This window comes from Candidatus Sysuiplasma acidicola, from assembly GCA_019721035.1.
Taxonomy (GTDB): Archaea; Thermoplasmatota; Thermoplasmata; order Sysuiplasmatales; family Sysuiplasmataceae; genus Sysuiplasma; species Sysuiplasma acidicola.
Genome location: JAHEAA010000013.1, coordinates 1 through 22078 on the forward strand (window position 1 = coordinate 1; position 22078 = coordinate 22078).

At 50.5% G+C, this 22078-nt stretch carries 22 protein-coding genes; 10 read left to right on the forward strand and 12 right to left on the reverse strand.

Going from position 1 to position 22078, the window contains the following annotated elements; genetic code table 11:
• A partial coding sequence (locus tag KIS30_06805) for a transposase (protein ID MBX8646446.1) occupies positions 1-643 on the forward strand: 643 nt, incomplete at its 5' end.
• A gap of 288 nt (positions 644-931) precedes the next feature.
• Positions 932-1987: an AmmeMemoRadiSam system radical SAM enzyme gene (gene amrS / locus KIS30_06810; GenBank protein MBX8646447.1), complete on the forward strand. Its 1056-nt coding sequence runs from the start codon at positions 932-934 to the stop codon at positions 1985-1987.
• Between the two features lie 35 nt (positions 1988-2022).
• Here amrS and mdh read toward each other — a convergent pair whose 3' ends face one another.
• Positions 2023-2970 carry a malate dehydrogenase gene (gene mdh / locus KIS30_06815; protein MBX8646448.1) on the reverse strand — a complete coding sequence of 316 codons (948 nt, stop codon included), beginning with the start codon at positions 2968-2970 and terminating at the stop codon, positions 2023-2025.
• A gap of 368 nt (positions 2971-3338) precedes the next feature.
• On the opposite strand from mdh, the gene KIS30_06820 reads away from it, so the two are divergent.
• Positions 3339-4649, forward strand: a complete 1311-nt coding sequence (locus tag KIS30_06820) for an FAD-dependent oxidoreductase (GenBank protein MBX8646449.1) — start codon at positions 3339-3341, stop codon at positions 4647-4649.
• Positions 4650-4671: 22 nt separating this feature from the next.
• Here KIS30_06820 and folP read toward each other — a convergent pair whose 3' ends face one another.
• From folP to KIS30_06840, 4 genes are all read right to left on the reverse strand, one after another.
• Positions 4672-5565, reverse strand: coding sequence for a dihydropteroate synthase (folP, locus tag KIS30_06825; protein ID MBX8646450.1), 894 nt, complete (start codon positions 5563-5565; stop codon positions 4672-4674).
• Positions 5566-5917: 352 nt separating this feature from the next.
• Entirely contained in the window at positions 5918-6817 is a 900-nt protein-coding gene (locus tag KIS30_06830) for a prenyltransferase (GenBank protein ID MBX8646451.1), read from the reverse strand.
• A 51-nt stretch (positions 6818-6868) separates the two neighbouring features.
• Entirely contained in the window at positions 6869-7756 is an 888-nt protein-coding gene (locus KIS30_06835; GenBank protein ID MBX8646452.1) for a prenyltransferase, read from the reverse strand.
• 73 nt (positions 7757-7829) lie between these two features.
• Positions 7830-8567, reverse strand: a complete 738-nt coding sequence (locus tag KIS30_06840; protein MBX8646453.1) for a class I SAM-dependent methyltransferase — start codon at positions 8565-8567, stop codon at positions 7830-7832.
• 294 nt (positions 8568-8861) lie between these two features.
• Here KIS30_06840 and KIS30_06845 point away from each other — a divergent pair, with 294 nt between their 5' ends.
• A complete protein-coding gene (locus KIS30_06845) occupies positions 8862-9905 on the forward strand; it encodes a zinc-binding dehydrogenase (protein ID MBX8646454.1) in 1044 nt (347 codons plus the stop codon).
• 46 nt (positions 9906-9951) lie between these two features.
• Here the strand turns inward: KIS30_06845 and KIS30_06850 are convergent, their stop codons facing one another.
• The 3 genes from KIS30_06850 to KIS30_06860 form a co-directional block, all read right to left on the reverse strand.
• Positions 9952-10977 (reverse strand): ATP-dependent 6-phosphofructokinase, encoded by a 1026-nt coding sequence (locus KIS30_06850; GenBank protein ID MBX8646455.1) that lies wholly within the window; start codon positions 10975-10977, stop codon positions 9952-9954.
• 5 nt (positions 10978-10982) lie between these two features.
• Positions 10983-11756, reverse strand: a complete 774-nt coding sequence (locus KIS30_06855) for an aldolase (GenBank protein ID MBX8646456.1) — start codon at positions 11754-11756, stop codon at positions 10983-10985.
• A 75-nt stretch (positions 11757-11831) separates the two neighbouring features.
• Positions 11832-12266 (reverse strand): DUF296 domain-containing protein, encoded by a 435-nt coding sequence (locus KIS30_06860; GenBank protein ID MBX8646457.1) that lies wholly within the window; start codon positions 12264-12266, stop codon positions 11832-11834.
• Between the two features lie 154 nt (positions 12267-12420).
• Between KIS30_06860 and KIS30_06865 the strand changes: the two genes are divergently transcribed.
• Entirely contained in the window at positions 12421-12636 is a 216-nt protein-coding gene (locus KIS30_06865; GenBank protein ID MBX8646458.1) for a hypothetical protein, read from the forward strand.
• Positions 12637-12662: 26 nt separating this feature from the next.
• Here KIS30_06865 and proS read toward each other — a convergent pair whose 3' ends face one another.
• From proS to KIS30_06880, 3 genes are all read right to left on the reverse strand, one after another.
• Complete coding sequence (proS, locus tag KIS30_06870; protein MBX8646459.1) at positions 12663-14060, reverse strand: proline--tRNA ligase; 1398 nt, start codon at positions 14058-14060, stop codon at positions 12663-12665.
• An 82-nt stretch (positions 14061-14142) separates the two neighbouring features.
• Positions 14143-15012: a ribose-phosphate diphosphokinase gene (gene prs, locus KIS30_06875; protein MBX8646460.1), complete on the reverse strand. Its 870-nt coding sequence runs from the start codon at positions 15010-15012 to the stop codon at positions 14143-14145.
• 102 nt (positions 15013-15114) lie between these two features.
• Positions 15115-15582: an FAD synthase gene (locus tag KIS30_06880; protein MBX8646461.1), complete on the reverse strand. Its 468-nt coding sequence runs from the start codon at positions 15580-15582 to the stop codon at positions 15115-15117.
• A gap of 190 nt (positions 15583-15772) precedes the next feature.
• Between KIS30_06880 and KIS30_06885 the strand changes: the two genes are divergently transcribed.
• The 5 genes from KIS30_06885 (at position 15773) to KIS30_06905 (ending at position 20723) form a co-directional block, all read left to right on the forward strand.
• Positions 15773-16828 (forward strand): bifunctional phosphoglucose/phosphomannose isomerase, encoded by a 1056-nt coding sequence (locus KIS30_06885; protein MBX8646462.1) that lies wholly within the window; start codon positions 15773-15775, stop codon positions 16826-16828.
• 128 nt (positions 16829-16956) lie between these two features.
• A complete protein-coding gene (gene pyrG / locus KIS30_06890; GenBank protein MBX8646463.1) occupies positions 16957-18576 on the forward strand; it encodes a CTP synthase (glutamine hydrolyzing) in 1620 nt (539 codons plus the stop codon).
• Between the two features lie 74 nt (positions 18577-18650).
• Positions 18651-19280, forward strand: a complete 630-nt coding sequence (locus KIS30_06895) for a translation initiation factor IF-2 subunit beta (protein MBX8646464.1) — start codon at positions 18651-18653, stop codon at positions 19278-19280.
• 16 nt (positions 19281-19296) lie between these two features.
• Complete coding sequence (locus KIS30_06900) at positions 19297-20256, forward strand: hypothetical protein (GenBank protein ID MBX8646465.1); 960 nt, start codon at positions 19297-19299, stop codon at positions 20254-20256.
• 74 nt (positions 20257-20330) lie between these two features.
• Positions 20331-20723, forward strand: coding sequence for a 30S ribosomal protein S8e (locus KIS30_06905; GenBank protein ID MBX8646466.1), 393 nt, complete (start codon positions 20331-20333; stop codon positions 20721-20723).
• Positions 20724-20747: 24 nt separating this feature from the next.
• Here the strand turns inward: KIS30_06905 and KIS30_06910 are convergent, their stop codons facing one another.
• Positions 20748-22076 (reverse strand): TldD/PmbA family protein, encoded by a 1329-nt coding sequence (locus tag KIS30_06910; GenBank protein MBX8646467.1) that lies wholly within the window; start codon positions 22074-22076, stop codon positions 20748-20750.
• Positions 22077-22078 lie beyond the last annotated feature (2 nt).

Below are 22078 nucleotides of genomic sequence, written 5' to 3' on the forward strand. Positions count from 1 at the left end.
GGAGAGAATGCGCTTCATACTCCCGCTCAAGAGGGACAGCGCATTCATCGATTACTCACCTGCAAGGGGTGACATACGCACAGGATTCGACGGCTGTTTCATGTTCGATGACAGGGTAATATGGCACAGGATGAAGAAGACGGGAAAGAGGAGGGTCATCCTCTTCCTTGACGAGGACCTCAGGACAGAGGAGGGTAGGGACATGATTGCACGCATCAAGGATGGTAAGGGGAAGATGTCATCGTACCATGAACAGATGCAGAAGATGGGCACCATTGCAGTCATAACGAACACGACTGCAAGGGCTCACAAGGTTTACGAGCTTCTGAAGAGGAGGATCGAGATTGAACAGACATTCGACACGTTCAAGAACACGCTGCATGCCGACCGCTCCTACATGAGGAGCGATGTCAGCATGCAGGGTTGGATGTTCATAAACTTCGTCGCACTCCTGCTCTATTACAGGGTTTACGACCTGCTGTTCAGGAAGAAGATGCTCAAGAAATATTCGCCAAAGGATGTACTGCTCCACCTGTCGCTCATATCTAAGATGAAGATAGGTGACAGGTGGGTGCTGTCGGAGATACCGAAGCAGTCCAGGATATTGATGGAAAAGCTTGGAATCGAGACACCAATTCCCTAAAACAGCGGGAGTCTGGGATTAATAGCGCCGAATACAGAGCATGCTGGTTCACACAACCTGCCTTGCCAGCCTTTTTCCCACACTTGGCAAGTGTTAAGGCATCAGGTATCCCGCGAGATAGGAAGGAAGCCTCATGTCCTGTCTGCAGCCAGTATCATTGCTGCCGACATTTGCGAGATGATCATACACTAGGACGCGGCATCGGTGCTCACTACCATATCAACTGTACTTTCTGGCGCAGCTTTTCAAAACCCTTTTTAACCGGCGCACACGTTGTACTATGCCGTAATGAAGGAAGCCTTATTGTATGAGCAGGTGGGAGCGGGCAAGGTCAGATGCACTGCCTGCGCTAGATATTGCCGTCTGGCCGACGGCCAGACAGGCCTGTGCGGCATCAGGCAGAATGCAGGCGGCAAGCTGTATCTGGCGGCCTACGGCAGAGTGATATCAGGTCACATCGACCCGATTGAGAAGAAGCCAGTCGTGCATTTCAATCCGGGAACCGGCATTTTTTCGATCGCCACAACCGGTTGCAACTGGCTATGCCATTACTGCCAGAATTTCGATATCAGTCAGAGGAGAAAGACAGAGGGACGCGAGATGACACCCGAGCAGGTCGTGGAAACCGCGATGAGACATGGATGCGAGGGCATCGCTTACACCTACAACGAACCGTCGATTTATATGGAATTCGCCGCTGACATAGGAAAAATTGCCCATGAGAGAGGGCTATTCAACATCTTTGTTTCCAACGGCTACGGGACACCCGAGGGAGCGCATATGCTCGGCACATTCCTCGACGCCATAACTGTCGACTTCAAGGGCAATGCAGAGAGGAACTTTGTGAGACGCTACATAGGCATACCGGATGCCGAACCCATATTCAGGTATCTCCTGGAAATAAGAAAGACAGACATTCATGTAGAGTTCACAGATCTTGTGGTTCCACAGGCAGGTGATGACCTGAATGAGGCGAGGAGTCTGGCGAAGTGGATATTCGACAATTTCGGACCTGATGCACCACTTCATTTCCTCCGGTTCCATCCTGAGTACAGAATGATGGATTTTCCAGACACTCCTGTCGAGACACTGGAAGCGCATTGTGCCGTCGCAAGGGAGGAGGGCCTGCGCTATGTCTATATAGGCAACGTTCCGGGTCATCCGCTTGAGAACACATACTGCCCGGAATGCGGCGCGGTCGCAGTGGGCAGGCACGGATTCAACATAACATCTTGGAATCTCGACGACCGAAACAGATGCCGCAACTGCTCCTGTCAGTTGCCGATATACGGCAGGCTCGGAAAGAACTACAGATCGAGCAGATTCCTACCAGTCATAAACTGACCTTTTGCGTGCTTCTCTTACGCTGTGGTGACCAATCAGAGGAATTTGTGGTCAGTCAGAAGCTGTACATCCTTCCGTACGCTTTCGGCACTCTGTTTCAGCGCTTCCGCCTCTTCAGCCGTTATGGACAGTTCTATAATTTTCTCGACACCTTTTCTTCCGAGTATGACGGGTACACCGGTGTAGATGTCCCTGATGCCGTACTCGCCATCTATGTGTGCAGAGCATGGCAGTATCCGCTTTTCATCAAGCGCAATGGACTGCACCATTTCGTATATCGACGAAGCAGGGGCATAGAACGCACTGCCTGTTTTGAGGAAGTTGACAATTTCGTCGCCGCCCATCCTCGTCCTCTTGATTATCTCATCAATCTTTTCTCTTTCAAGTAATTGAACAAGAGGAACTCCTCCGACGCTACTACTGCTGATGACCGGCACCATAGAAGGACCGTGTCCGCCAAGGACGAATGCGGACACTTGTGATGGATACGCGTTTGTTTCCATGGAAACAAAGGTGCGGAATCTTGAGGTATCCAGCACGCCGGCCATTCCCACTACCCTGCTGCCCGGAAAACCAGTCTTCCTGAAGAGTAGATACGTCATTATGTCCATCGGGTTAGTTACTACTACCACGATTGAATTGGGTGCGTGTTTCCTGATGCTCTCCGAAACAGAGGAGATGATTGTCGCATTCTTGTCAAGAAGGTCTGATCTGGTCATGCCAGGTTTCCTCGCTAGCCCGGCTGTCACGACAATTATGTCTGAGCCTGCAATGGCAGAATAGTCGTTGCTGCCGCTGATTTTTGTGTTGAAACCTTCAACTGGTGCCGACTCCATCATGTCCAGCGCCCTTCCCTGCGGCAGACCTTCGACAACATCCACAAAGACGAGTTCGTCAGCAATGTCCCTCTCGGCGATTTTCTGGCCGGCAGTCGCTCCGACGTTTCCCGCCCCAATCATTGAAATTTTGTGTACTCCTGACATATTTTCACTTCCTGCAATATACATCCATTTTTCAATCTGCAGAGAGGACAGAATACAGAGTGAATAAATAGATATGGTCATAACGGCCATATCAAGAGCCGGATGAAGGACTTCTACGCCCACTAAAGAAGCAATGCATGATGCTGCGAAATCGAGTTGAGATAGACAGAAGAATAAACAGTTTGCGCACGGTCAATTCACGATAACCGTCATTTCGAATAGCCTAACGATATTGTTTTCATACCGCTCGGACCGAGTGTATCATTGAGAAGTTGGAGCTTATTCCGCCGATGCGCGCTGATGTGTGTGTCAGTTTTCCGCAGCGTTGCAGTCGATCAATTGAAAGTTTTTAACATCCAAAGAGGTACGTGCCACTGGAGAGAAATGAAATGGACAGTTTTGACTTGATCGTCGTTGGAGCCGGACCAGCTGGCAGCACAGCAGCGCTGGAGGCTGCCAGATCCGGTTTCAAGGTTCTGCTTCTCGAGAGGGCAAAGTCTGCAGGTGAAAAGAACGTGTTCGGCGGCAGGGTCTATGCCCATGTACTGAAAAAGCTCTTTCCGGACTATCCTGAAAGCATACCGTACGAGAGATTTGTCGTCAGCGAGTCTGTCGGGTTGATGGACGATGACAGATGCACAACTGTGAATTTCGCCGATCACAGGATTCGGGCAAGGGATGCAGACAGTTTTGTCGCGAGACGGAGCAGACTGGACAAGTGGCTTTCTGAAAAGGCGGAGGAAGCTGGAGCGGTTATCGTCACATCCACCAAGGTCGACGACCTGTTAATCCAGGATGGCAGGGTTAGAGGCATTGTTTCCGGCGGAGACAGGCTGGAAGCATCGTGTGTAATAGACGCAGAAGGTGTCACTGCCACACTGTCGAGAATTGGCGGTGTCAGAAATGACGTGACACCGCAGCAGATGAAGGTCGGAGTGAAAGAAACAGTCTATTTCGGAAAAGACGAAATAAACAGGAGATTTTCCCTGGATGATGAAGAGGGACTGGCACAGATCTTCGTCGGCTACCCCAGCAGTTACATGCCAGCAGGCGGAGCGTTCTTGTATACGAACAGCGAAAGCGTTTCAATCGGGATAGTAGTGGACCCGGTTGAATTGTCTTCCAGAAGACTCGAGGTCCACGAATTGCTCGAATCATTCAGGCTTCACCCACATATGCAGAGAGTGCTCAGAGGAGGCAAGATCATAGAGTATTCGGCCCACATGATACCGAACAGCGTGCCCAGGGAACCGTCAAACCTTGTGGGCGACGGCTTCATTGTTGCAGGCGATGCCGCAGGCTTTTTCATAAACAACGGTTACACATACAGGGGAGTGGACCTAGCCATGACGTCTGGCATGGCCGCGGCGCGGACATTTAAGGATGCTGCAGCAGCCGGCTCCTTCGACCGTAGTTCCCTGATGACATATACAAAACATTTGGAGGCTGATGGGCTGATGGCTGAGATGTCCGCCGCCGAGGATAATTACGACGCTCTCCATAACGAACGGATTTTCTCACTCTATCCGAAAGTCGTGTGTGATTTCATGTCAGCCGTATTTCGCGTGGAAGGATTCGGGAAAAGGAAGCTGTCGAAAACAGCAAAGGACACCATCTCCGGCAGAGTGTCCTTGCTCAGAATGATGAGGGATCTGTACAACGTCTACAGCCACATGTGATATTTTGGTCAAACGCTGCAGGTCACGGTCGCTCATCAGTTTGTTGCCTGTCTTCCGTCATCTTTCCCGTCACTATGCATCGAGCCACACTGAGTGCCCGACGTGTTTCAAGGACATCGTGCACCCTCAACAGCTTAACTCCTTTTGCATATGCCAGAACGGCAGCGGCCAGGCTCCCTTCCAGTCTGTTCTGCTTCCCTCCCCCAGTGATGCTACCTATAAACGATTTGCGCGAAGCACCTAACAGAACCGGGTGACCAAGCGTCAATAATTCATCTAGCCTGTTAAGCAGCGTTATATTGTGCTGGAAGCTCTTTCCGAATCCTATGCCCGGATCCACAATTCCCTTTGTCACGTCTATGCCATCTTCTTCAGAAATGCGCAGGCTCTCCGCCAGAAAACGCATGACTTCGTAGACGACGTCTTCGTACTGTGGACTCTTCTGCATGCTCGCCGGCATGCCAAGCATGTGCATAGTGACGAACGGGCAGTCCGCGTCGCGTATGACATTCCTCATCTCTCCGGTTCGTAGCCCAGTCACATCGTTTACTATATCCGCTCCGGCCCTCAGCGCCTCCTTGGCAACATCGGGGTGATATGTATCCACTGATATCGGCACAGCAGTTCGGGAGCGTATCTCACGAATGACAGGCAGAATCCGTCTGAGTTCCTCCTCGCTGCTGACCGGCGACGAACCCGGCCTGGTCGACTCCCCGCCAACGTCGACAATATATGCTCCATCTTCGATCATCTGCAGCGCCCTGTCGACTGCACTCTGCTTATCACAATACATGCCACCGTCCGAAAAGGAGTCGGGTGTTACGTTAAGTACGCCCATGATTCTCGGTTCTGAAAAATCAAGCGTCATTTTGTCGCATCGGATGGATTTTACGCCTCCTGTGATGGCGTTTATCATTGCTGCATTCAATGAGGCAGGAAACTCCCGCGCAGCAGAATCCTGCAGCCCTGATACAGCTTCGCTAATGCCGTTCTCTTCCCCCTCAATAACCAGTACACTGTCTCCTGCAATATGCATGCGCAGCGGTTCCCTTCCAGAAGCAGAGATAAGCGCTCTTAGTTGCCCCTCGGGCGCTGTTTCAAGCTCAACACCGCTTATCACAACCGACACGCGTCCGGATCCGTGCTCATGCGTTTTTTCTGGCAACGACCAGCCTGTAGTGCCGAACGGGCGTCGGATTACTGCAATCACGATTGCACCTTTTATGATTATTTCCGATTCAACCTTTAAGCTTGTTCGTACGATCGCATCATAAATGGACAAGAAGGGCAAGGGCGATTAGCAGGGTACCGATAAACTGGAGAGCAACAAAATGCCTTGTGAGACGCGAAATACAGATCGGGTTTAATGCGCATTCACGCAGCAGTCTCACGATATTGAGGCTGAGGAGAATCGACATAGAGAGCGGCAGAAAGACGCCGATACCTGTGAACGGATAGAGAATAGACGTAGATACAATTGCCAATCCCATGAGCAGCGTAAGAACAGGCACGGCGTGTGCAAGCCTTGCACCGTATACTTTTCTGTATCGTTTGGCCCTCCTGTGTCCTTCGTCAGGAAGATGATGGGCATACCTCACGGCAGTGATCCAGAATGCCGTCGGAAGTGAGAAGAGGAGCGGTAGGGGAGTCAGCGCGCCGCCGGTGGAAAGGTAGAATAGTGCGACGACAGGTAATGGTCCGAAGGCGAGAAACGGCACTGGTTCACCTACACCTCTGAATCCAAGCTCGGCCGGCGGAAACGCATAGACATAGGTCATTATCATTCCCGCTACGCCGAGTGACAGGATTACAGCGAAGCCTGTCACTGATGCCAAATAGAGACCCATGATGCCTGACAGGGCGAAACACGCAGCTCCGTACATAAGAAGTTTCTTTGGTGGCAATCCGCTTTTCTCCATAAGGTACGGTCCGGTGGGAATCCATGTCTCCGACTGTGTCACTGTCACACCTTCCATGCCGTCCGATACCTCCGCTAAGAGGTTCACGCCTATCTCAAACACAAACAGGGCCAATGAGCCTGTTGCCCAGAACTGTGGATGTGTGAAATCATGCATATATATGGCAAGTGCGGCGCTTATGACTATTGGGCCACCCGATGCCCAGTACAGCGGGAAACGCAGACCGCTGACGATCGTTCTGACATTCATACAATCAGCGTCCAGTGTACATCGTCTTCATGTTTATGCATAGTCGTGAGGTCATATCGCATACGCTATAACAAGCATCACTATGAATACATACATACCGAGTATATTGTTCCTAAGTGCCTTGACCAGGTGATCCATGCTGGCGAGTCCTGGTTTAGCATAAATATAGGCGCTGTATATAAGCGGGGCGGACATGAGCGATATCGCGGCGAGCGGTATCACCAGCCCTGATGCGATACCTATGAGTATGATCGCATAAATGGACGTGGCGATGAGGAAGTACGCGCGTATTGCATTCTCCCGGCCAAGCGTAGTCGTAACATTCTTTCTCCCGGTTTTCGCGTCAGCTTCGGCGTCCGGCACCTCATTCATTATGACCAGGTTGGCGATGAGCAGGCCGCACGGAATAGAAAGATAAACGGAGGAGGCAGAGTAATAATGTGCCTGCACAAAGTAGCCGCCCATAACAATCAGCCCTATGACACACAGCATTAATTCGCCAAGTCCTTTTCTCTGCCAGATTGTCGAATAGAATGTTCCGGCCAACCCACCGAGGAAAAACAGCGGTATTAGTTCCCATCCACTTCTAAGGGATAGGTATATGCCTACGAAGAAGGAGAAAACAAGAGCTACAGATGCCACCCTGAAGGCATCGGACGGATTCAGGCCTCCATTAAAGATAATCCTGCCACCCCCACTGTAAGCCGTCTTTGTAGTCAGCAGGTCTGTGCCAAATCTGTGGTCGAAATATTCGTCAAATGTGTTTGCCGCGATCTGTGAACCGACTGCTCCTATGACGGTTAGCGCGAACAGGGGAGCTGAATAGAAGCCTTGCTTGAATGCCATGAGACCGCCGAGCACCGCATAAAGAAGACTTATCAGCAGGTGCGGCTCTATAATTATCCTGAAAATGATGATTCTTACCTTGCTGCCAATCATGTCCTGCCTGCGATATTGATGCCCGATAAAAATTTATTGATTAAGAAATTAACCGCATTGCTGGGTGAGTGCATTATTTATCTCCGCAAATTATTGCAACACCGTGTGTCATCAGGTACCTGAATCGTGAATTCACGTAACCCAGTTTCGCCATCTCCTCCGACAGTTCCCTCGGATCACCCAGCGACATGTAAGACAAACTGAGATGCTTCCAAGGATTGTGCCCCCATTCCTTCTTGACCTTTTTAGGCACGGTGAGAAATGCAATGCGGTATAGTATGTGCTTCATATAGAAATTCATGAAAGAACGCCTGAATCTAGTATCCGGCAGCGCAATATCTATGATGACGGCCCTGCCACCCTTGCGCAGAACTCTCTTCATTTCAAGCAGTGAACTGTTCCTGTCGAGCAGGTTCTTGAAAGAGAAACCGGACATGACTCTGTCGAATGCATCTTCGATGAACGGCATGTGTTCCGCCACGCCAATCACAGGCACATATCGTTCTGCGACTAGTCTGTCTCGGACTGAACGCCTGAGCATATTCTCGTTTGGCTCAAGCAGCACGACTTCCTTTCCCCTCAGGTAACGGGAAAATGAGCCAGGACCGCTTCCTACCTCAATAACGCGCATGTCATCACCTGTCTCAAGGGCTGCCTTCTTCCTCCATCTATCCATTAAGCCGAATGAGATTGCGGAACCGGCACTGTCATAATAATCCTGTATAGATTCTATATCGGATTCTACACTTCTCCAAGCCATTCCATCGAAACCCTCCCCGTTTGCTACGTCATGAGAACTGGATTCCGCCATTGTCTCACCGCTGTTGTGGCATACAAATTCGACAACGTACCGCATATATTACTATTGCTGACATGGCACTCTTGACGCGGTTCCATATGCTGCTATTGCGACAATTTACTTTTTATCAGGCTATGCCTCTCATGACGAGCTCAATTCAATCGGATTTCAGGATGCCGGACGTTTTACAATGTGACTTGAACGGACAGACTGATGAAATGCCGCAAATCTTAGGATAGCTCTTAATTGGAAGTTTGCCATACGGAACGAAAATGATAAGACCGACCCAGACGTTGAGGGAGTATCATGAAGGCATGGACTCTTGACAAGCTAGGTAGTTACGACCATCTGCACTTGTGCGATGAAACTGGCAATAAGCCTGGGAAGGGCGAGGTGAGCATCAGAGTCTCAAAGGCCTGCGTGAACCCGATTGACCGGTCGGTGATAACTGGCCGTTTTCAGTGGTTGCAGACCCCTCACGTGCCGGGTGCTGAGTTCATCGGTGAAGTTGAGGAAACAGGAGCAGGTGTTTCCAACCTTCAGGCAGGAATGGAAGTCGCCGTCAATCCAAAACTATTCTGTGGTAAGTGTCATTACTGCCTCAGGGGAAAGGAGAGTGCCTGCCTCGGTAACGAGCACATTGACACAGCTCCTTACGTGATAGGCCTCCAGAGGCACGGGGGTTGGAGTGAACTTGTCAATGTTCCAGCATCTAACGTGATACCTGTGCCGGACGGATTGGAGCCGGATCAGGCGGTTATGGCGCCTGTGGACGGTGCTACAGCGTGGCACCTCGTCAGGAGACTGCGCCCGGAGATCGGCGAAGTTGCGGTAGTAATGGGCTCGACGGGCGGCGTTGGTCTGTTTGCACTGCAGCTCCTAAGTATGTACGGCTGTGAGGTCATCGCAATCACAGGGAGACAGGAGCAGGAAGGCATGGTCAAGAGTCTCGGAGCAGACCATGTCGTCACTAGAAACGTCGACCTTGCCTCTGAGGTGAGGAAAATGACAGATGGAAGAGGCGCTGATTTGGTCGTCGACCCGCTGGGAGCATCGACTTGGCAGTCAAGCGTTTCATTGCTTGCACCCATGGGCAGATACGCGACATGCGGAACACTCACTGGAATCAAAGCAGAAATAAATCTTCTGCACTTATATTCTATACAGGCAGAATACATAGGTTCAACAAGCGCAGACAGGGGAGACCTTGGCACTGTTCTCAGACTCATGAGTGAGGGTAAACTGAAGGGTATTGCAGATTCCACATTTTCATTTGACAAGCTGCCGGAGGCGCTGAAAAGACTCGACGAGCACGGCAGAAAAGGCAAAGTTCTCTTGAATGTAGCCTGAAAGAATCAGCAGATTTCGCGCACAGGTTTGAGGCCATACAGACAGTTCAGACAAAGAACTTTGACAAAATATTCCATGTTTCGCTGTCTAGGTATTTCTTCTTCGAACCCTCAGAAAGAGGCACTTCCACTATTCCGGAACCTCTGATTGCGACCATTATACCGAACCGCCCCTCGTTCGCAGCAGTCACGGCCTTGAATCCGAGCATAGTTGTCATCACTCGGTCATAGGCATTGGGGCTCGTTCCCCTTATCACGTGACCAAGCACGGTTGCCCTTGTCTCAATTCCCGTCTTCCCTTCAATATACTTCGCTATGGCGGAAGCGTTACTCAAGCCCTCAGTCTTTGCAATAAGTTCATGGCCAAACTCATCCCTTTCAGTGCCTTCCCTGGATACCAGCCTGACACCTTCTGCAACAACAATGACTGTGCCTCGCTTCCCTTCATTGTGCCTCTTCTTCACCGCATCTACAACCTTGTCCAGCGGCGTTTCGAATTCCGGTACCATTATCAGGTTGGCACCCGCAGCAGTTCCAGCGTACGCAGATATCCAGCCCGCGTCGCGGCCCATGACTTCTACGACCATCACGCGGCCGTGCGACACGCCTGTGGTGCGCAGGCTTTCGATGAGGTGCATTGCTTCGTCTACCGCAGTGAAAAAACCGAAGGAGTAGTCGGTGCCTGCCAGATCGTTATCAATAGTCTTTGGCACACCAATGACGTTGAGTCCGAGCTTTGAAAGTTCCGCGGCCACGCCGAGCGTATCGTCTCCGCCGACGGCAATCAGACAATGAAGTTCCATTTTCTTGATATTCGACGAGATTGTCAGGAGCCCGTCTTTTCGCTTCATTGGATTCGTCCTTGAAGTGAGCAACGCGGTTCCTCCTGCCCCGACAAGCTCTTCAAAATCAGAATAGCGGATGCGTTCCGCCTCCCCGTCCAGAAGCCCGGCCCAGCCTCTCTTGATTGCCATAACTTCAAGACCATACTCTTCCGCCCCCCTGAGAACACCACGGGTTACTGCATTCAGCCCCGCGCAGTCGCCGCCTCCGTTGAGTATTCCGATCCTCAAAGCTATCACGCTTTCTTCGACGGTGCGGCTTTGGATCCGTCAATAACAACACTGTTCAGCCGTTTAGAAAATGCGATGGGATCGTCGCTCTGCCAGACGTTCCTGCCAACGGCGAGGCCCGTCGCACCGGCAGCCACACATTCTGCCGCCTGATGCAAGAATTCATCTTCATTCTTCGTCTTCTTTCCACCTGCCATGTACACGGGTATACGGCCAGCCGATTTTACGGCCCATGCAAAGCTCTCCCTGTCACCGGTGTATTTAATCTTGGCTGCATCCGCTCCGAGTTCGAGAGCTGCACGCGCAGAGTATGCGACCATCTCTCTGGCCGTATCGTTCTTGACGTATTCGCCGCGTGGGTATATCCAAAGCACAACTGCGAGACCGGCATCGTGAGCCTCCTCCTCAATCTTACCGAACTCGGCCGCCATTTCAGGCTCAAACTGACTCCCGAGATATATCGTGTATCCGACTGCGGCAGCACCGAGTCGTTCGGCCCTGATAACCGAGCAGTTCTGCCTGGCGAGCGGTTCTTTTCCATAGATTTGCGTCTTGCCATTGAGCTTCAGAAGCAACGGTATGTCTAGCAAATCGTGGTAATTCTCCGCAATGCCCTTCTGGCATACGAATGCATCAAAGCCCCCATGGTTTGCTATATCAATCACGTATGCAGGATCGACGTTCCTCTCGTTGAAATCAGTCGGGCCATGTTCCAATCCCTGGTCATAAGCGAGTATCAGAGACCTGCCATTTCTCATGAATCTGTTCATTCTTCCCATATGCGACACCTTCCTTCACTAGCACCAACATTCATTCAGTGCATTACGACTAATATAACTTCCCCTCTTGTGCGGTTAATTACCACCATGATCGATTTTGAGTGTGGGGAGTCCCGTTCGCTCATTGAGTTCTCTTCTGAAGCTGCCTGAGAAAAACTTCAGAATGGCAATTTCGTTCACATTGTTGACTATCGCACCGACGAGATGGCCGCCGAAGGAGTTGTGATCCTTCCCGCTTAGGCTCACGTGTATATGCACCGATGGTCTGCCGCCGTCAGTTGCTATCGACCCGTGCATAGAAAGCAGTTCCGACGGATTCCCGTATCTGTCCACATTGTACTTCTTGCCGTCCCAGTATCCTATTTCTGCATCCCGCACCATGCCTATGCCGGATACAATCATACCGGCGGTGATACTCGCATGCTCGCATGCCCGAATCAGGGACTCAACAACACCCTCTCCATCCTCGAGCGTGATTGCAATCATGTCCCCTTCTCTCACTATATTCAATGTTCCACCAGCGCCTGTTATGTGGGTGCTCAATGTTAATTTTATCTGATCGTAGAGAGAATTTCAAGCACAGTCTTTACACCGCTACTTGAGGTGGCATTCCACAGCGAGCAAACCGGCAAGTTTTATTAAGCACCGTCCAGTTTGGCTTCCGATGAGTTCCGCCGAATTGGCACGTAAACTGAAGGTAGTGGGCTCGGTGATCATGATGATCATCGGACTTTCGTTCTATTACGCATACGGAGTTGCTTACGGAGACTGGAACATGCTGCAACGCGGCAATGAAGGCGTATATGCAATATTCCTGTTCTTTTTCGGTCTTGGATTGCTCGGTTTCATAATGTTCAGGAAGAAAACATCAGTTCAGTAAGCATGCCTGCTCCAGACGCCGGCAGTTCACATTGTTTTTGCGACATATACGACGTACTCCGTGGCAGCTCCACAGATGATGCATTTGCCCCCCGAGCGCTTTTCCCCCGGAATGGTTCCCAGAAGACTCGCGCCGCTCAGTTCTTCGATTTTTCTGCCACATAGCTCCAATCCGCACCACTGCATTCTGTTGTATCCGTCCTTTATGGCAGACGGATCGTGCACATCGAACTCTTTGCTCTTCACTTCTTCCTCCGCCTTCTTCAGCATAGAGGATGCCATCTCTTTAAGAAGAACACCTAGCTCGCGTATGATATCTGAAGCGCTGATGCGCGTCTTTTTACCGCTGTCGCGCCTGACTGCAGTGACAAAACCCTCGTCGATCTCTCTCTTCCCCAGTTCCAGCCTTATCGGAACGCCCTTTCTCTCCCAGTAATAGAACTTGTTTCCGGGCCTTATATCGCGTTCATCTGCATGAGCTCTCAGGCCGTGATTGTTTATGTGCTTCGCCAGCTTACGCGCTTCCGCATAGATGGATTCGGCATTGCCCTTTGCGGGAATGGGCACCACCAGTATTTGAATTGGGGCAACAGCCGGGGGCATGACGAGTCCTTTGTCATCGCCATGTATTGCGACTACAGCGCCAAGCATTCTCTCACTCATGCCATAGGTTGTCTGATGCACTGGTTTCCTGCTTCCGTCAGTTTCTTCGAAGAATATTTCATATGGCAGGGAGAAGTTCGTCCTGTACTGATGTATTGAAGCTATCTGCAGGGCCCTGCCGTCGGGAAGCATGGTGTCTACGCCAAGCGTATAATAAGCCCCTGGGAATTTATCCCACTCAATTCTGCGAATGACCCTGTACGGTATGCACAGATCGGCAGCCACGCTGCGCATTATATCCAGGTCCTCTTCAATTTGCGCTTCTGCCTCCTCGAATGTCGCATGACAGGTATGACCTTCTATGAACTGTATCTCCCTGACCCTGATGAACGCCCTAGTCTGCTTAGTCTCATATCTGAAAGTGTTCACAATCTGATACACGCGAAGAGGCAGGTCGGCATGAGATCTTATCCAGAGCGAGAACACAGGATACATTGCAGTCTCGCTCGTTGGTCTGAGCAGCAGATCCACATCAAGGTCATTGCTCCCGGCCTTCGTGACCCAGAAAACCTGGGCATCAAACCCCTTGATGTGTTCCTTTTCCTTCTGAAACTGGTCTTCCGGGATGAGCAGCGGAAAATACACTTCGTCGTGACCGCGCGAATCGAATTCCCGCCTGATTGCTGCGTTTATAAGGAGCATGGTCTTCCAGCCATAGGCGGGCCAGACATTCATACCCTTGATTGGATAGCGCTTGTCAGTCAGGCCGGTTTCTTCCACAATCTCATTATACCATTCGCTGAAATCCTCTTCCTTCTTCACCTAAATCACACCGGAGTGCCAGTTCCGACGCCGGAATCGAGTACTATCATGCCATCTTCGCAGACCATTGGATCGCCGCTGTTCATCTTTTCAGCTGGAACAGGTGTTCGGACACGATTGCCGCGACAGACACTTTTGACGCCTCGCTCTCGATTGTGTCGGTCGATATAATCTCTTTGGCATGCTCTCTGAGCCTCGCAAGAGCGCCGTTAGTGAACTGACCATGCGTGCAGCCGGCATATATGGCCGATGCACCGAGTTCAGAAAGTCTCTTCATCGCAGCAAGCATGGAGCCACCTGTGGCTATTATGTCGTCCACAATGAGCACAGACTTCTTCGAAACGTCAACCTTCTTGGGATAAAGTTTAACGTTATTCGCATCTATCCTTTCCTTCAGGAAATAGTCATATTCACAGCCAAGCTGATGGGCGGCCAGTTTTGCATACTCAACAGCCCGGATTCCACCATCGGGTGAAATCACGATATCTATGCCTGCCTTGTTGTAATACCTAGCTATCAGCGGCGATGCGATGAAATTCCTTATCTTTGTCTTCCTGAAATAATTGGAAACACCTTCCGCGTGCAGGTCGATTGTTATGATTTCGTCAAATTTACCATCAAGGATGCTGGCAACAACTTCAGCACCTATCGATTCACCTTCCTTGAACAGTTTATCCTGCCTCTGATAGCCATAATAAGGTATCAGGAGCCTGACTGAATTCGGCCGTCCTCGCCTCACTGCGTCAAAAAGGAAGAGTGTTTCGATGATGCTAGAATCCGGATATGTTGCCGAAACAATAATTACGTCCTGTTTCACAACAGGAGTCAGCACCCTGACATACTTCTCTCCGTCCGGAAAGCACCTGATCTCTGTCGACGCCACGGTGCTTCCCGTTTCGGTTGCCAGATGAGCAGTGAGACCCCTGCTACTCGAGCCTCCGACTATAATCACAGAGAAGTTGTAATTTATTGCCTTTCTTATTATTATCGGTCAACAGTCCGCTGCGAAGCAGTGAAGCATGGTCAATTCAGGTGCATCAGCCGCGCGCCACGTTCAGTTCAAGCCGGATTCCTTGCCCTCCACCGGTTTGAGTTTCTTATCCAGAGCATACCATTCCAGAACACGCTGAATAATCTTCCTTGTACCGTCCAGATCAAAGCTCTCGTATTCCATCTTCGAAACCCTGATTATTCTTATGTGGCCAAGTCCTCGGAGCTCTAGCTGTTTCTGCAATTCCGTCTCGTTGAACTTCTGGTCAAAGCCGAGCGCGATGATGTCGGGTTTGAGTTCTTCAACAGTTCTGAAAATATCATCTTCGTGTCCCAGAACTGCCTTATCCACCGGCTTAAGTGAGTTGACGAGCTGGACGCGCATGTTTCCTGGCGTTATTGGTTCGTGTTTCATACGTCGCACTGTCTTGTCCGTCGCGACGACGACGACGAGTTCGTCACCAAGTTTCCTGGCCTCCTCCAAGTAATGAACGTGACCCAAGTGGATTATGTCAAAAACACCCGATGCCATCACGCGAATCCTATTATTTTCAGACACACCAACACTCAACCTGCGACGCAGCAAACGGTGAGTTGCGGGTATAGGGTAAATAGATTTCGTCTTATTCGCCTATCAGAAAGAGATGAGTTCGTTCACAGCACGATATCGCCAGTTCGGGTAAAATAGTTGATATGCAGTCTACCAACCGATGGACGCAGGAATGCTTGACAGAGCGGAAACGTACGACAGAATTGACAGGGAGGATATGTTCAAGTCGATCGTCTCTCTGCCTTTTCAGCTGGAGAAAGGTTGGGAACTCGCGTCGAACCTTACGCAAGACAAGGTGAGGCATATAACATCCTCGTTCCTGATTTCCGGAATGGGCGGTTCGGCTATCGGGGGAGATCTGTTCAAAGACATCATAGACAGGTACACGTCGTTCGGGGTGAACGTGAACAGGAATTATGCCCTCCCCAAGTTGATCGGTGAAGACACGCTGCACATCGCTGTCAGTTATTCGGGAAACACGGAAGAGAGTGTGTCGAGTCTGAGAGATGCGGTGCGGAGGAGCATCCCTTCAATCGCAATTTCATCCGGGGGCGAAATGGAAAGCATCTCTAGGCAGCATGGATTGCCTTACATAAGAATGCCGGCAGGACTTCAGCCCAGGGCTGCAGTCGGCTATATGCTAGGTACTATAATCGGCATCGCAACCAGACTGTCAATTTATGATTTTTCGAAAACCATCATGGACGGAATTCAGGCAGCAAGAAGCACGATAGCTTCGCTTTCCAGAGATGTGCCTGAGGAAAAGAATGATGCGAAGATGATGGCTGAGTGGATAGGAGACAGAACTCCCCTCATAGTGACGACACCCGGTCTGTATTCGCTTGGCGAGAGGATGAAGACTCAATTCAACGAGAATTCGAAGATTTTTGCGTGGCTCAGTGTGCTGCCTGAACTGAACCACAATGAATGGATACCCATGATGGAGAGCGATATTTCGCGCTACAGGATAGTACTGCTTGAAGACTGCACTGAGCATCCACTGATGGTAAGGAGAGTGGAGGTAGTAAAGAAACTGATTTCGGCCAGGACCGAAATCAAGGTAGTGAAACTGCGTGAAGGGAATCCGCTGAGTTCGTTCATACAGATGATGGCTCTTGGTGACATAACAAGCTACTATCTCGCGATACTGCACAATACTGACCCAACTCCGGTGGCCCCGATAGAAAGGCTGAAAAAGGAAATTTCATCATTCAGGACAATAGTGTGAGTCTTCGGCGGCAATAATGCACATAGAAAGCGGCGGACAAACATACCGCTGATGAATTTCGATTGTCGCAGGCGAGTCACAATAAGATTGAAATACCATTATAATCAATTGTCCAATCCCGTGATGCAATGAAATATATTTTTGTCACGGGTGGTGTGATTTCCGGACTAGGAAAAGGGACCACTGCGGCATCTCTTGGACGATTGCTGGTATCGCGAGGTTACCGCGTAACTGCGATTAAAATAGACCCATATCTCAACACCGATGCTGGAACGATGAACCCGTTCGAGCACGGTGAGGTATTTGTGCTGGACGACGGAGGGGAAGTAGATCTGGATCTTGGGACATATGAGAGATTCCTGGACACAAACCTTTCGAGCGATCATAACATAACGACAGGAAAGATATACCTCAGGGTCATCAGCAAGGAAAGAAAAGGCGCGTATCTTGGCAAGACCGTCCAGATTATACCGCACGTGACCAACGAGATAAAAAGAGAGATTGCAAGAGTTGCCGAGGCATCCGGAGCAGATATCGCGATTGTGGAACTTGGCGGGACCGTGGGTGATATTGAATCCATGCCGTTTCTTGAAGCTGTGAGGCAGATGAGAATGGACCTTAGTCCCGCAGAACAAGGTCATGCATGCATCTTCATTCATACTACACTCATACCGGAGGTCGGTGCGGTCGGAGAACAGAAGACAAAGCCGACGCAACATTCAGTTAAAGAGTTGAGAGCCATAGGCATCGACCCGGACATCATAGTTGCGAGGGCCGAAAGGGATATAGAATCAGATATAAAGGAAAAAATTTCACTCTTCTGTAACGTACCGGTCGAAGCGGTGATAAGCGCACCCAACATAGAATCAATCTACGGTATTCCAATGATGCTTGACGAGCAGAGGGTTGCAGATTACGTCCTGAACAAGGTTTCACTTGAACCAGGGAAACAGGATCTCAGGGAATGGAAAGACTTCTACCAGCGACTCATGCATCCAAAATACAGTGTGGACGTCGCAATAGTCGGCAAGTATACAGAACTCGCAGATGCTTACATAAGCCACATCGAGGCGTTCAGACATTCGACAGCCGAGACCGGGTGTAAGGTGAACGCAAAATTCATCGAGGCGGAAGAGATTGAGAAACACGGGGCCGAGAGCATACTTGCAGGGACAGATGCGATACTCGTTCCCGGAGGCTTCGGTCACAGGGGAATAGAGGGAAAGATAACTGCCGCAGGATTCGCTCGGGAGAGCAACAAACCGTATCTGGGTGTGTGCCTCGGCTTTCAGTGTGCTGTCATTGATTTTGCGAGAAATGTTCTCAGCCTCAATAATGCTAACAGCTCCGAATTCGATCCTAACACACCTTACCCTGTCATTGACTTGCTGCCGGAGCAGCGAGCAGTCTCTGAAAAAGGCGGAACAATGCGTCTCGGAGCACACAAAATAATAATCGAGAAGGGGAGCGTCGCCCACAGACTCTACGGCACGGACGAGATATTCGAAAGACACAGACATCGCTATGAAGTGAATCCGGAGATGAAATCTGACTTCGTTTCGAAAGGGCTGATTTTCACGGGCAAATCTGAAGACGGACGAAGGATGGAGATTGCCGAACTGAAGGGCGCTGACTATTTCATCGGTTCGCAGTTTCATCCGGAGCTCAAGTCGCGGCCGACGAGGCCTTCTCCGCTTCACCTCGGACTTGTGAGAGCGGCAATGAAACAAAAATACAGAATAGCATGACTGCGGCTGAGGCGGATTCCATCCACGATCGCTTTATATGGAAGCTAAGCTAACCAAATGACGGTAAGATTATAATGTCCGGAACCACAGAGGCACTGAATTACAAGGACCTTCTGAAGAGGGCCAAATCCGAAATACCCGCAACCGCTTCCAGCGGTGAACGGTTTCAGATACCAGAACCAGATCTCATTGCGGAGGGAAAGAGTTCCGTACTCAGGAACTTTCTAGACATAAGCGAGCGTCTGAGAAGAGATCCGCAGCACCTGCTACAGTATCTGTTGCGTGAGTTGGGAACACCCGGCACAATCGAGGGACGTAGAGTGGTGTTCAAGTCGAAACTTAACCCGATGCAGATGACAGAAAGATTGAAAGAGTACTCGGACACGTATGTCATCTGCTCCGAGTGCGGCAGACCCGACACTAGAATGACCAAGGAGGGTAGGATACTGGTACTTGAGTGCGAGGCATGCGGAGCAAAGCGACCGGTCCACGTGAAGAAGACCGTGAAGCCTGAGGAGGTTACTGGGCTGAAAGAGGGTGTTGTACTCGAAGTAACCATACAGGACATGGGATCGCGAGGCGACGGTGTCGCCAGAATCGACAGATACATCATTTATGTTCCTGGCGCACAGAAAGGTGCCACAGTCAAGGTAAGAATAGGAAAGATGAGCGGGACGATAGCTTTTGCAAACATAGTTCCATGAACGGAGGCACATCACATTGCAGGGTGAAGGAAAAAAATTTTCGTTCTATATTCCCGCTTCTGCGACAGCCCTGCTGTTTCTGGGCGTGCAGTTAGTCGCGCTTGCACTGGTGCCGCAGTACAAAGTCTTCGGATATCAGGCATTCGGAAAACAGGGACAGACGAATCCGCTGATTCCGCTCATCTATGTGGGCGTGCTTATAGTATTCACTGGCCTCATGCTTTACATTTTCAAAATGAAGAAGGGAAACTGGCTCAGAGTGATTTTCATTTCGGTTGTTTCGCTCTCCGCAGTATATGTCCTCCTTCCTATATTCTTCCTGCTGATGCCGACGCAGCCTGAACTGGATCTATATCTGTCGCTGGCAGTGATGATTGGCATTGGCGTCGCACTGTGGCGTTACCCGGAGTGGTATGTCGTCGACACGTGGGGCTTCATCATGGCCAGCGGCATCACTGCAATATTCGGCATCTCACTTGGCATACTGCCTGCATTCGTCCTCCTTGCGGCGATGGCTGCATACGATTTCATAGCAGTATATAGAACCAAACACATGCTTGACGTTGCCGAGGGGGCGCTGGACCTTAACCTTCCGATCGTACTGATGGTACCTAGGAAGAGCGGTTTCAGCAATTTCAGGAAGGCAGGCAGTGCAGACATACATTCCGAGGGACCTGTTGAACGCGACGCCCTGTATGTGGGTCTCGGCGACATGATCATTCCGGGAGTGCTTACTATAAGCGCATTTTCCAATCTGCCGACATCACTGTTCCATGGCATACCCGGAAACATGGCAGTGGCGGCAGGGTGCATAACAGGGGCAATGATTGGCTTCATCATCCTTATGAGACTGACCTCAAAGGGAAAAGCCCAGGCAGGACTCCCGCTGCTCAATTCTGGCACAATCATTGGATTCCTGCTCACTTACATGCTTGTCTTCCACAATCTCGGATTTGGTTTCGCATTCTCGCTGTGATTGAACACGTCGAATGCTCTCATGAACGGATGTCGGCAAAGTTTTTATACGACGTTACATAAACCCACAGATGCATGGCAGTCTGGAACGGCAGGGCAAGAAGAAAGTCGACGGGCGGTCGATATGTCCAGAGCAGAAAGAAGAGAAGATTTGAAGTCGGCAGGGAAAAACAGTTCACATTCCTCGGTCAGCACAGCGTAAAGCTATATAGGACGAAGGGCGGAAATTCCAAGTCCAGAGTCCTTTCAGACGATGTTGCGAACGTAACCGATGCCGCCACAGGCACTACCAAGAGATCCAAGATTATCACGGTGAAACAGAATTCTGCCAACCCCAACTTTACGCAGAGAAACATAATCAACAAGGGCGCGGTTATTCAGACAGAGCTGGGCTTGGCGACTGTAACATCGAGACCTGGACAGGACGGAGTAATCAACGCCATACTGATGCCACCTGAGCAGAAATAAATCCTCTGCGCTGATGTGCATACATCAAAGATCGGATGATCTTGTTACATTGAGTTTCTTCACAGTTATGTAAGGCACTGTGCTCGGAGTGAAAGACTCACCCCACCAGCTCAGATGTTCCCGCTCCCTGGAAGCAGCGCTCACTCTCTTCATGAGACCAATCAAATTTTCCGTTATGCGTATTCCCTTCACCGAGCCGACGATTTCTCCGTTCTTTACACGAAGTATTGCGTCCCTAGGTATCGTCGAGAAATCGCCTCTCGCATAACTTTTGTATCGTGTGTACCAGACATTGTTGATATACAACCCGTCTTTCAGTTCACGAATCATCTCTTCCCGTGTCCTGTCTCCGCCGTCAAAAGAAAGCATGAATGCTTCTGGTTCAATGAGCCCTGCGTTTGCCGTGTTCCTTACTCCGAACTTCTTTGAAGTGGAAGTATTGTGCAGATACGACTTCAATACTCCCCGGGAAATGATCTTCGTCTTTCTTGTTTCAACACCCTCATCATCAAAGCGCCTGAAGCCGTAGAGCTTTCTTTCCGCATCGTCTTCAATGGTAACTGACTCCGAAGCGATGTGTCTTCCAATTTTTCCCCCAAGACAGGAAAAGCCGGAGACTACCTGATACGCCGATGCCATCATGCCAACATGGGATGTGAGCGTGGCCACGACCATCGGATCCAGAATGGTGTCGTACTTCCCCTCCTCGCAACTGCCTGGTTTGCCCGCGCTCGATGCAATCATGGCGGCTTTCTCCGCCGCCCTCTCAGGATGGAAACCGCGGCTTCTCAGTGACGAAATCACTGAATGGCCGCTCGCCTCTTCTCCCGCGAAACACCTTATCGAGAGATAGTAGGAACCGGCGCGCTCTTTCCTGTTTATTCCCGAGGAAGACGCGACGCATCTCGTATAAAAACTGCCATAAAGCGAGCCGGAGCAGCTGCTGGAGCCGTCCCTGACGGCCGCATTGATCGCATCATGTGCAAAGCCGGAAAGCGTCGCATCGGACACCGGTGACTCCGACGATGCGTAATTTCGTGCCTTCGTCGATTTCGCTATGCCGAAATAATCGCTGCTCGGCTCAGAGTTGCCCGCAGTTTCAATTGCCCGTCTCACTGCCTCCCTGTAATCGTCATTTCCCTTTATCGTCGTGGCAACGACCCTTTTCTGCCTGGCCAGGAACAGATGAAAGGAGGTGTCATTCCAGTTGTTGAAAATGTCAATTCTGTTCTCGCTGAATCTGATTTGTCTTGTATCGGAGTTGATGCCGCTCACTATGGCATCGTCTGCCCCTGCCCTGACAGCCTCTGAAACTATTCTCTCTGAAATGTCTGCGAGATTGTCTGCATTCAAAC

Bases quoted from the DNA above. Each gene is read 5' to 3' on its own strand.
- KIS30_06905 (MBX8646466.1), top strand. From the start codon at position 20,331: ATGGCAGTCTGGAACGGCAGGGCAAGAAGAAAGTCGACGGGCGGTCGA.
- KIS30_06865 (MBX8646458.1), top strand. From the start codon at position 12,421: ATGAGTTCCGCCGAATTGGCACGTAAACTGAAGGTAGTGGGCTCGGTG.
- KIS30_06840 (MBX8646453.1), bottom strand. From the start codon at position 8,567: ATGGCGGAATCCAGTTCTCATGACGTAGCAAACGGGGAGGGTTTCGAT.
- KIS30_06845 (MBX8646454.1), top strand. From the start codon at position 8,862: ATGAAGGCATGGACTCTTGACAAGCTAGGTAGTTACGACCATCTGCAC.
- KIS30_06855 (MBX8646456.1), bottom strand. From the start codon at position 11,756: ATGGGAAGAATGAACAGATTCATGAGAAATGGCAGGTCTCTGATACTC.
- KIS30_06880 (MBX8646461.1), bottom strand. From the start codon at position 15,582: ATGGCATCGGGTGTTTTTGACATAATCCACTTGGGTCACGTTCATTAC.
- KIS30_06885 (MBX8646462.1), top strand. From the start codon at position 15,773: ATGCTTGACAGAGCGGAAACGTACGACAGAATTGACAGGGAGGATATG.
- folP (MBX8646450.1), bottom strand. From the start codon at position 5,565: ATGATAAACGCCATCACAGGAGGCGTAAAATCCATCCGATGCGACAAA.
- pyrG (MBX8646463.1), top strand. From the start codon at position 16,957: ATGAAATATATTTTTGTCACGGGTGGTGTGATTTCCGGACTAGGAAAA.
- KIS30_06830 (MBX8646451.1), bottom strand. From the start codon at position 6,817: ATGAATGTCAGAACGATCGTCAGCGGTCTGCGTTTCCCGCTGTACTGG.
- KIS30_06835 (MBX8646452.1), bottom strand. From the start codon at position 7,756: ATGATTGGCAGCAAGGTAAGAATCATCATTTTCAGGATAATTATAGAG.
- mdh (MBX8646448.1), bottom strand. From the start codon at position 2,970: ATGTCAGGAGTACACAAAATTTCAATGATTGGGGCGGGAAACGTCGGA.
- amrS (MBX8646447.1), top strand. From the start codon at position 932: ATGAAGGAAGCCTTATTGTATGAGCAGGTGGGAGCGGGCAAGGTCAGA.
- KIS30_06895 (MBX8646464.1), top strand. From the start codon at position 18,651: ATGTCCGGAACCACAGAGGCACTGAATTACAAGGACCTTCTGAAGAGG.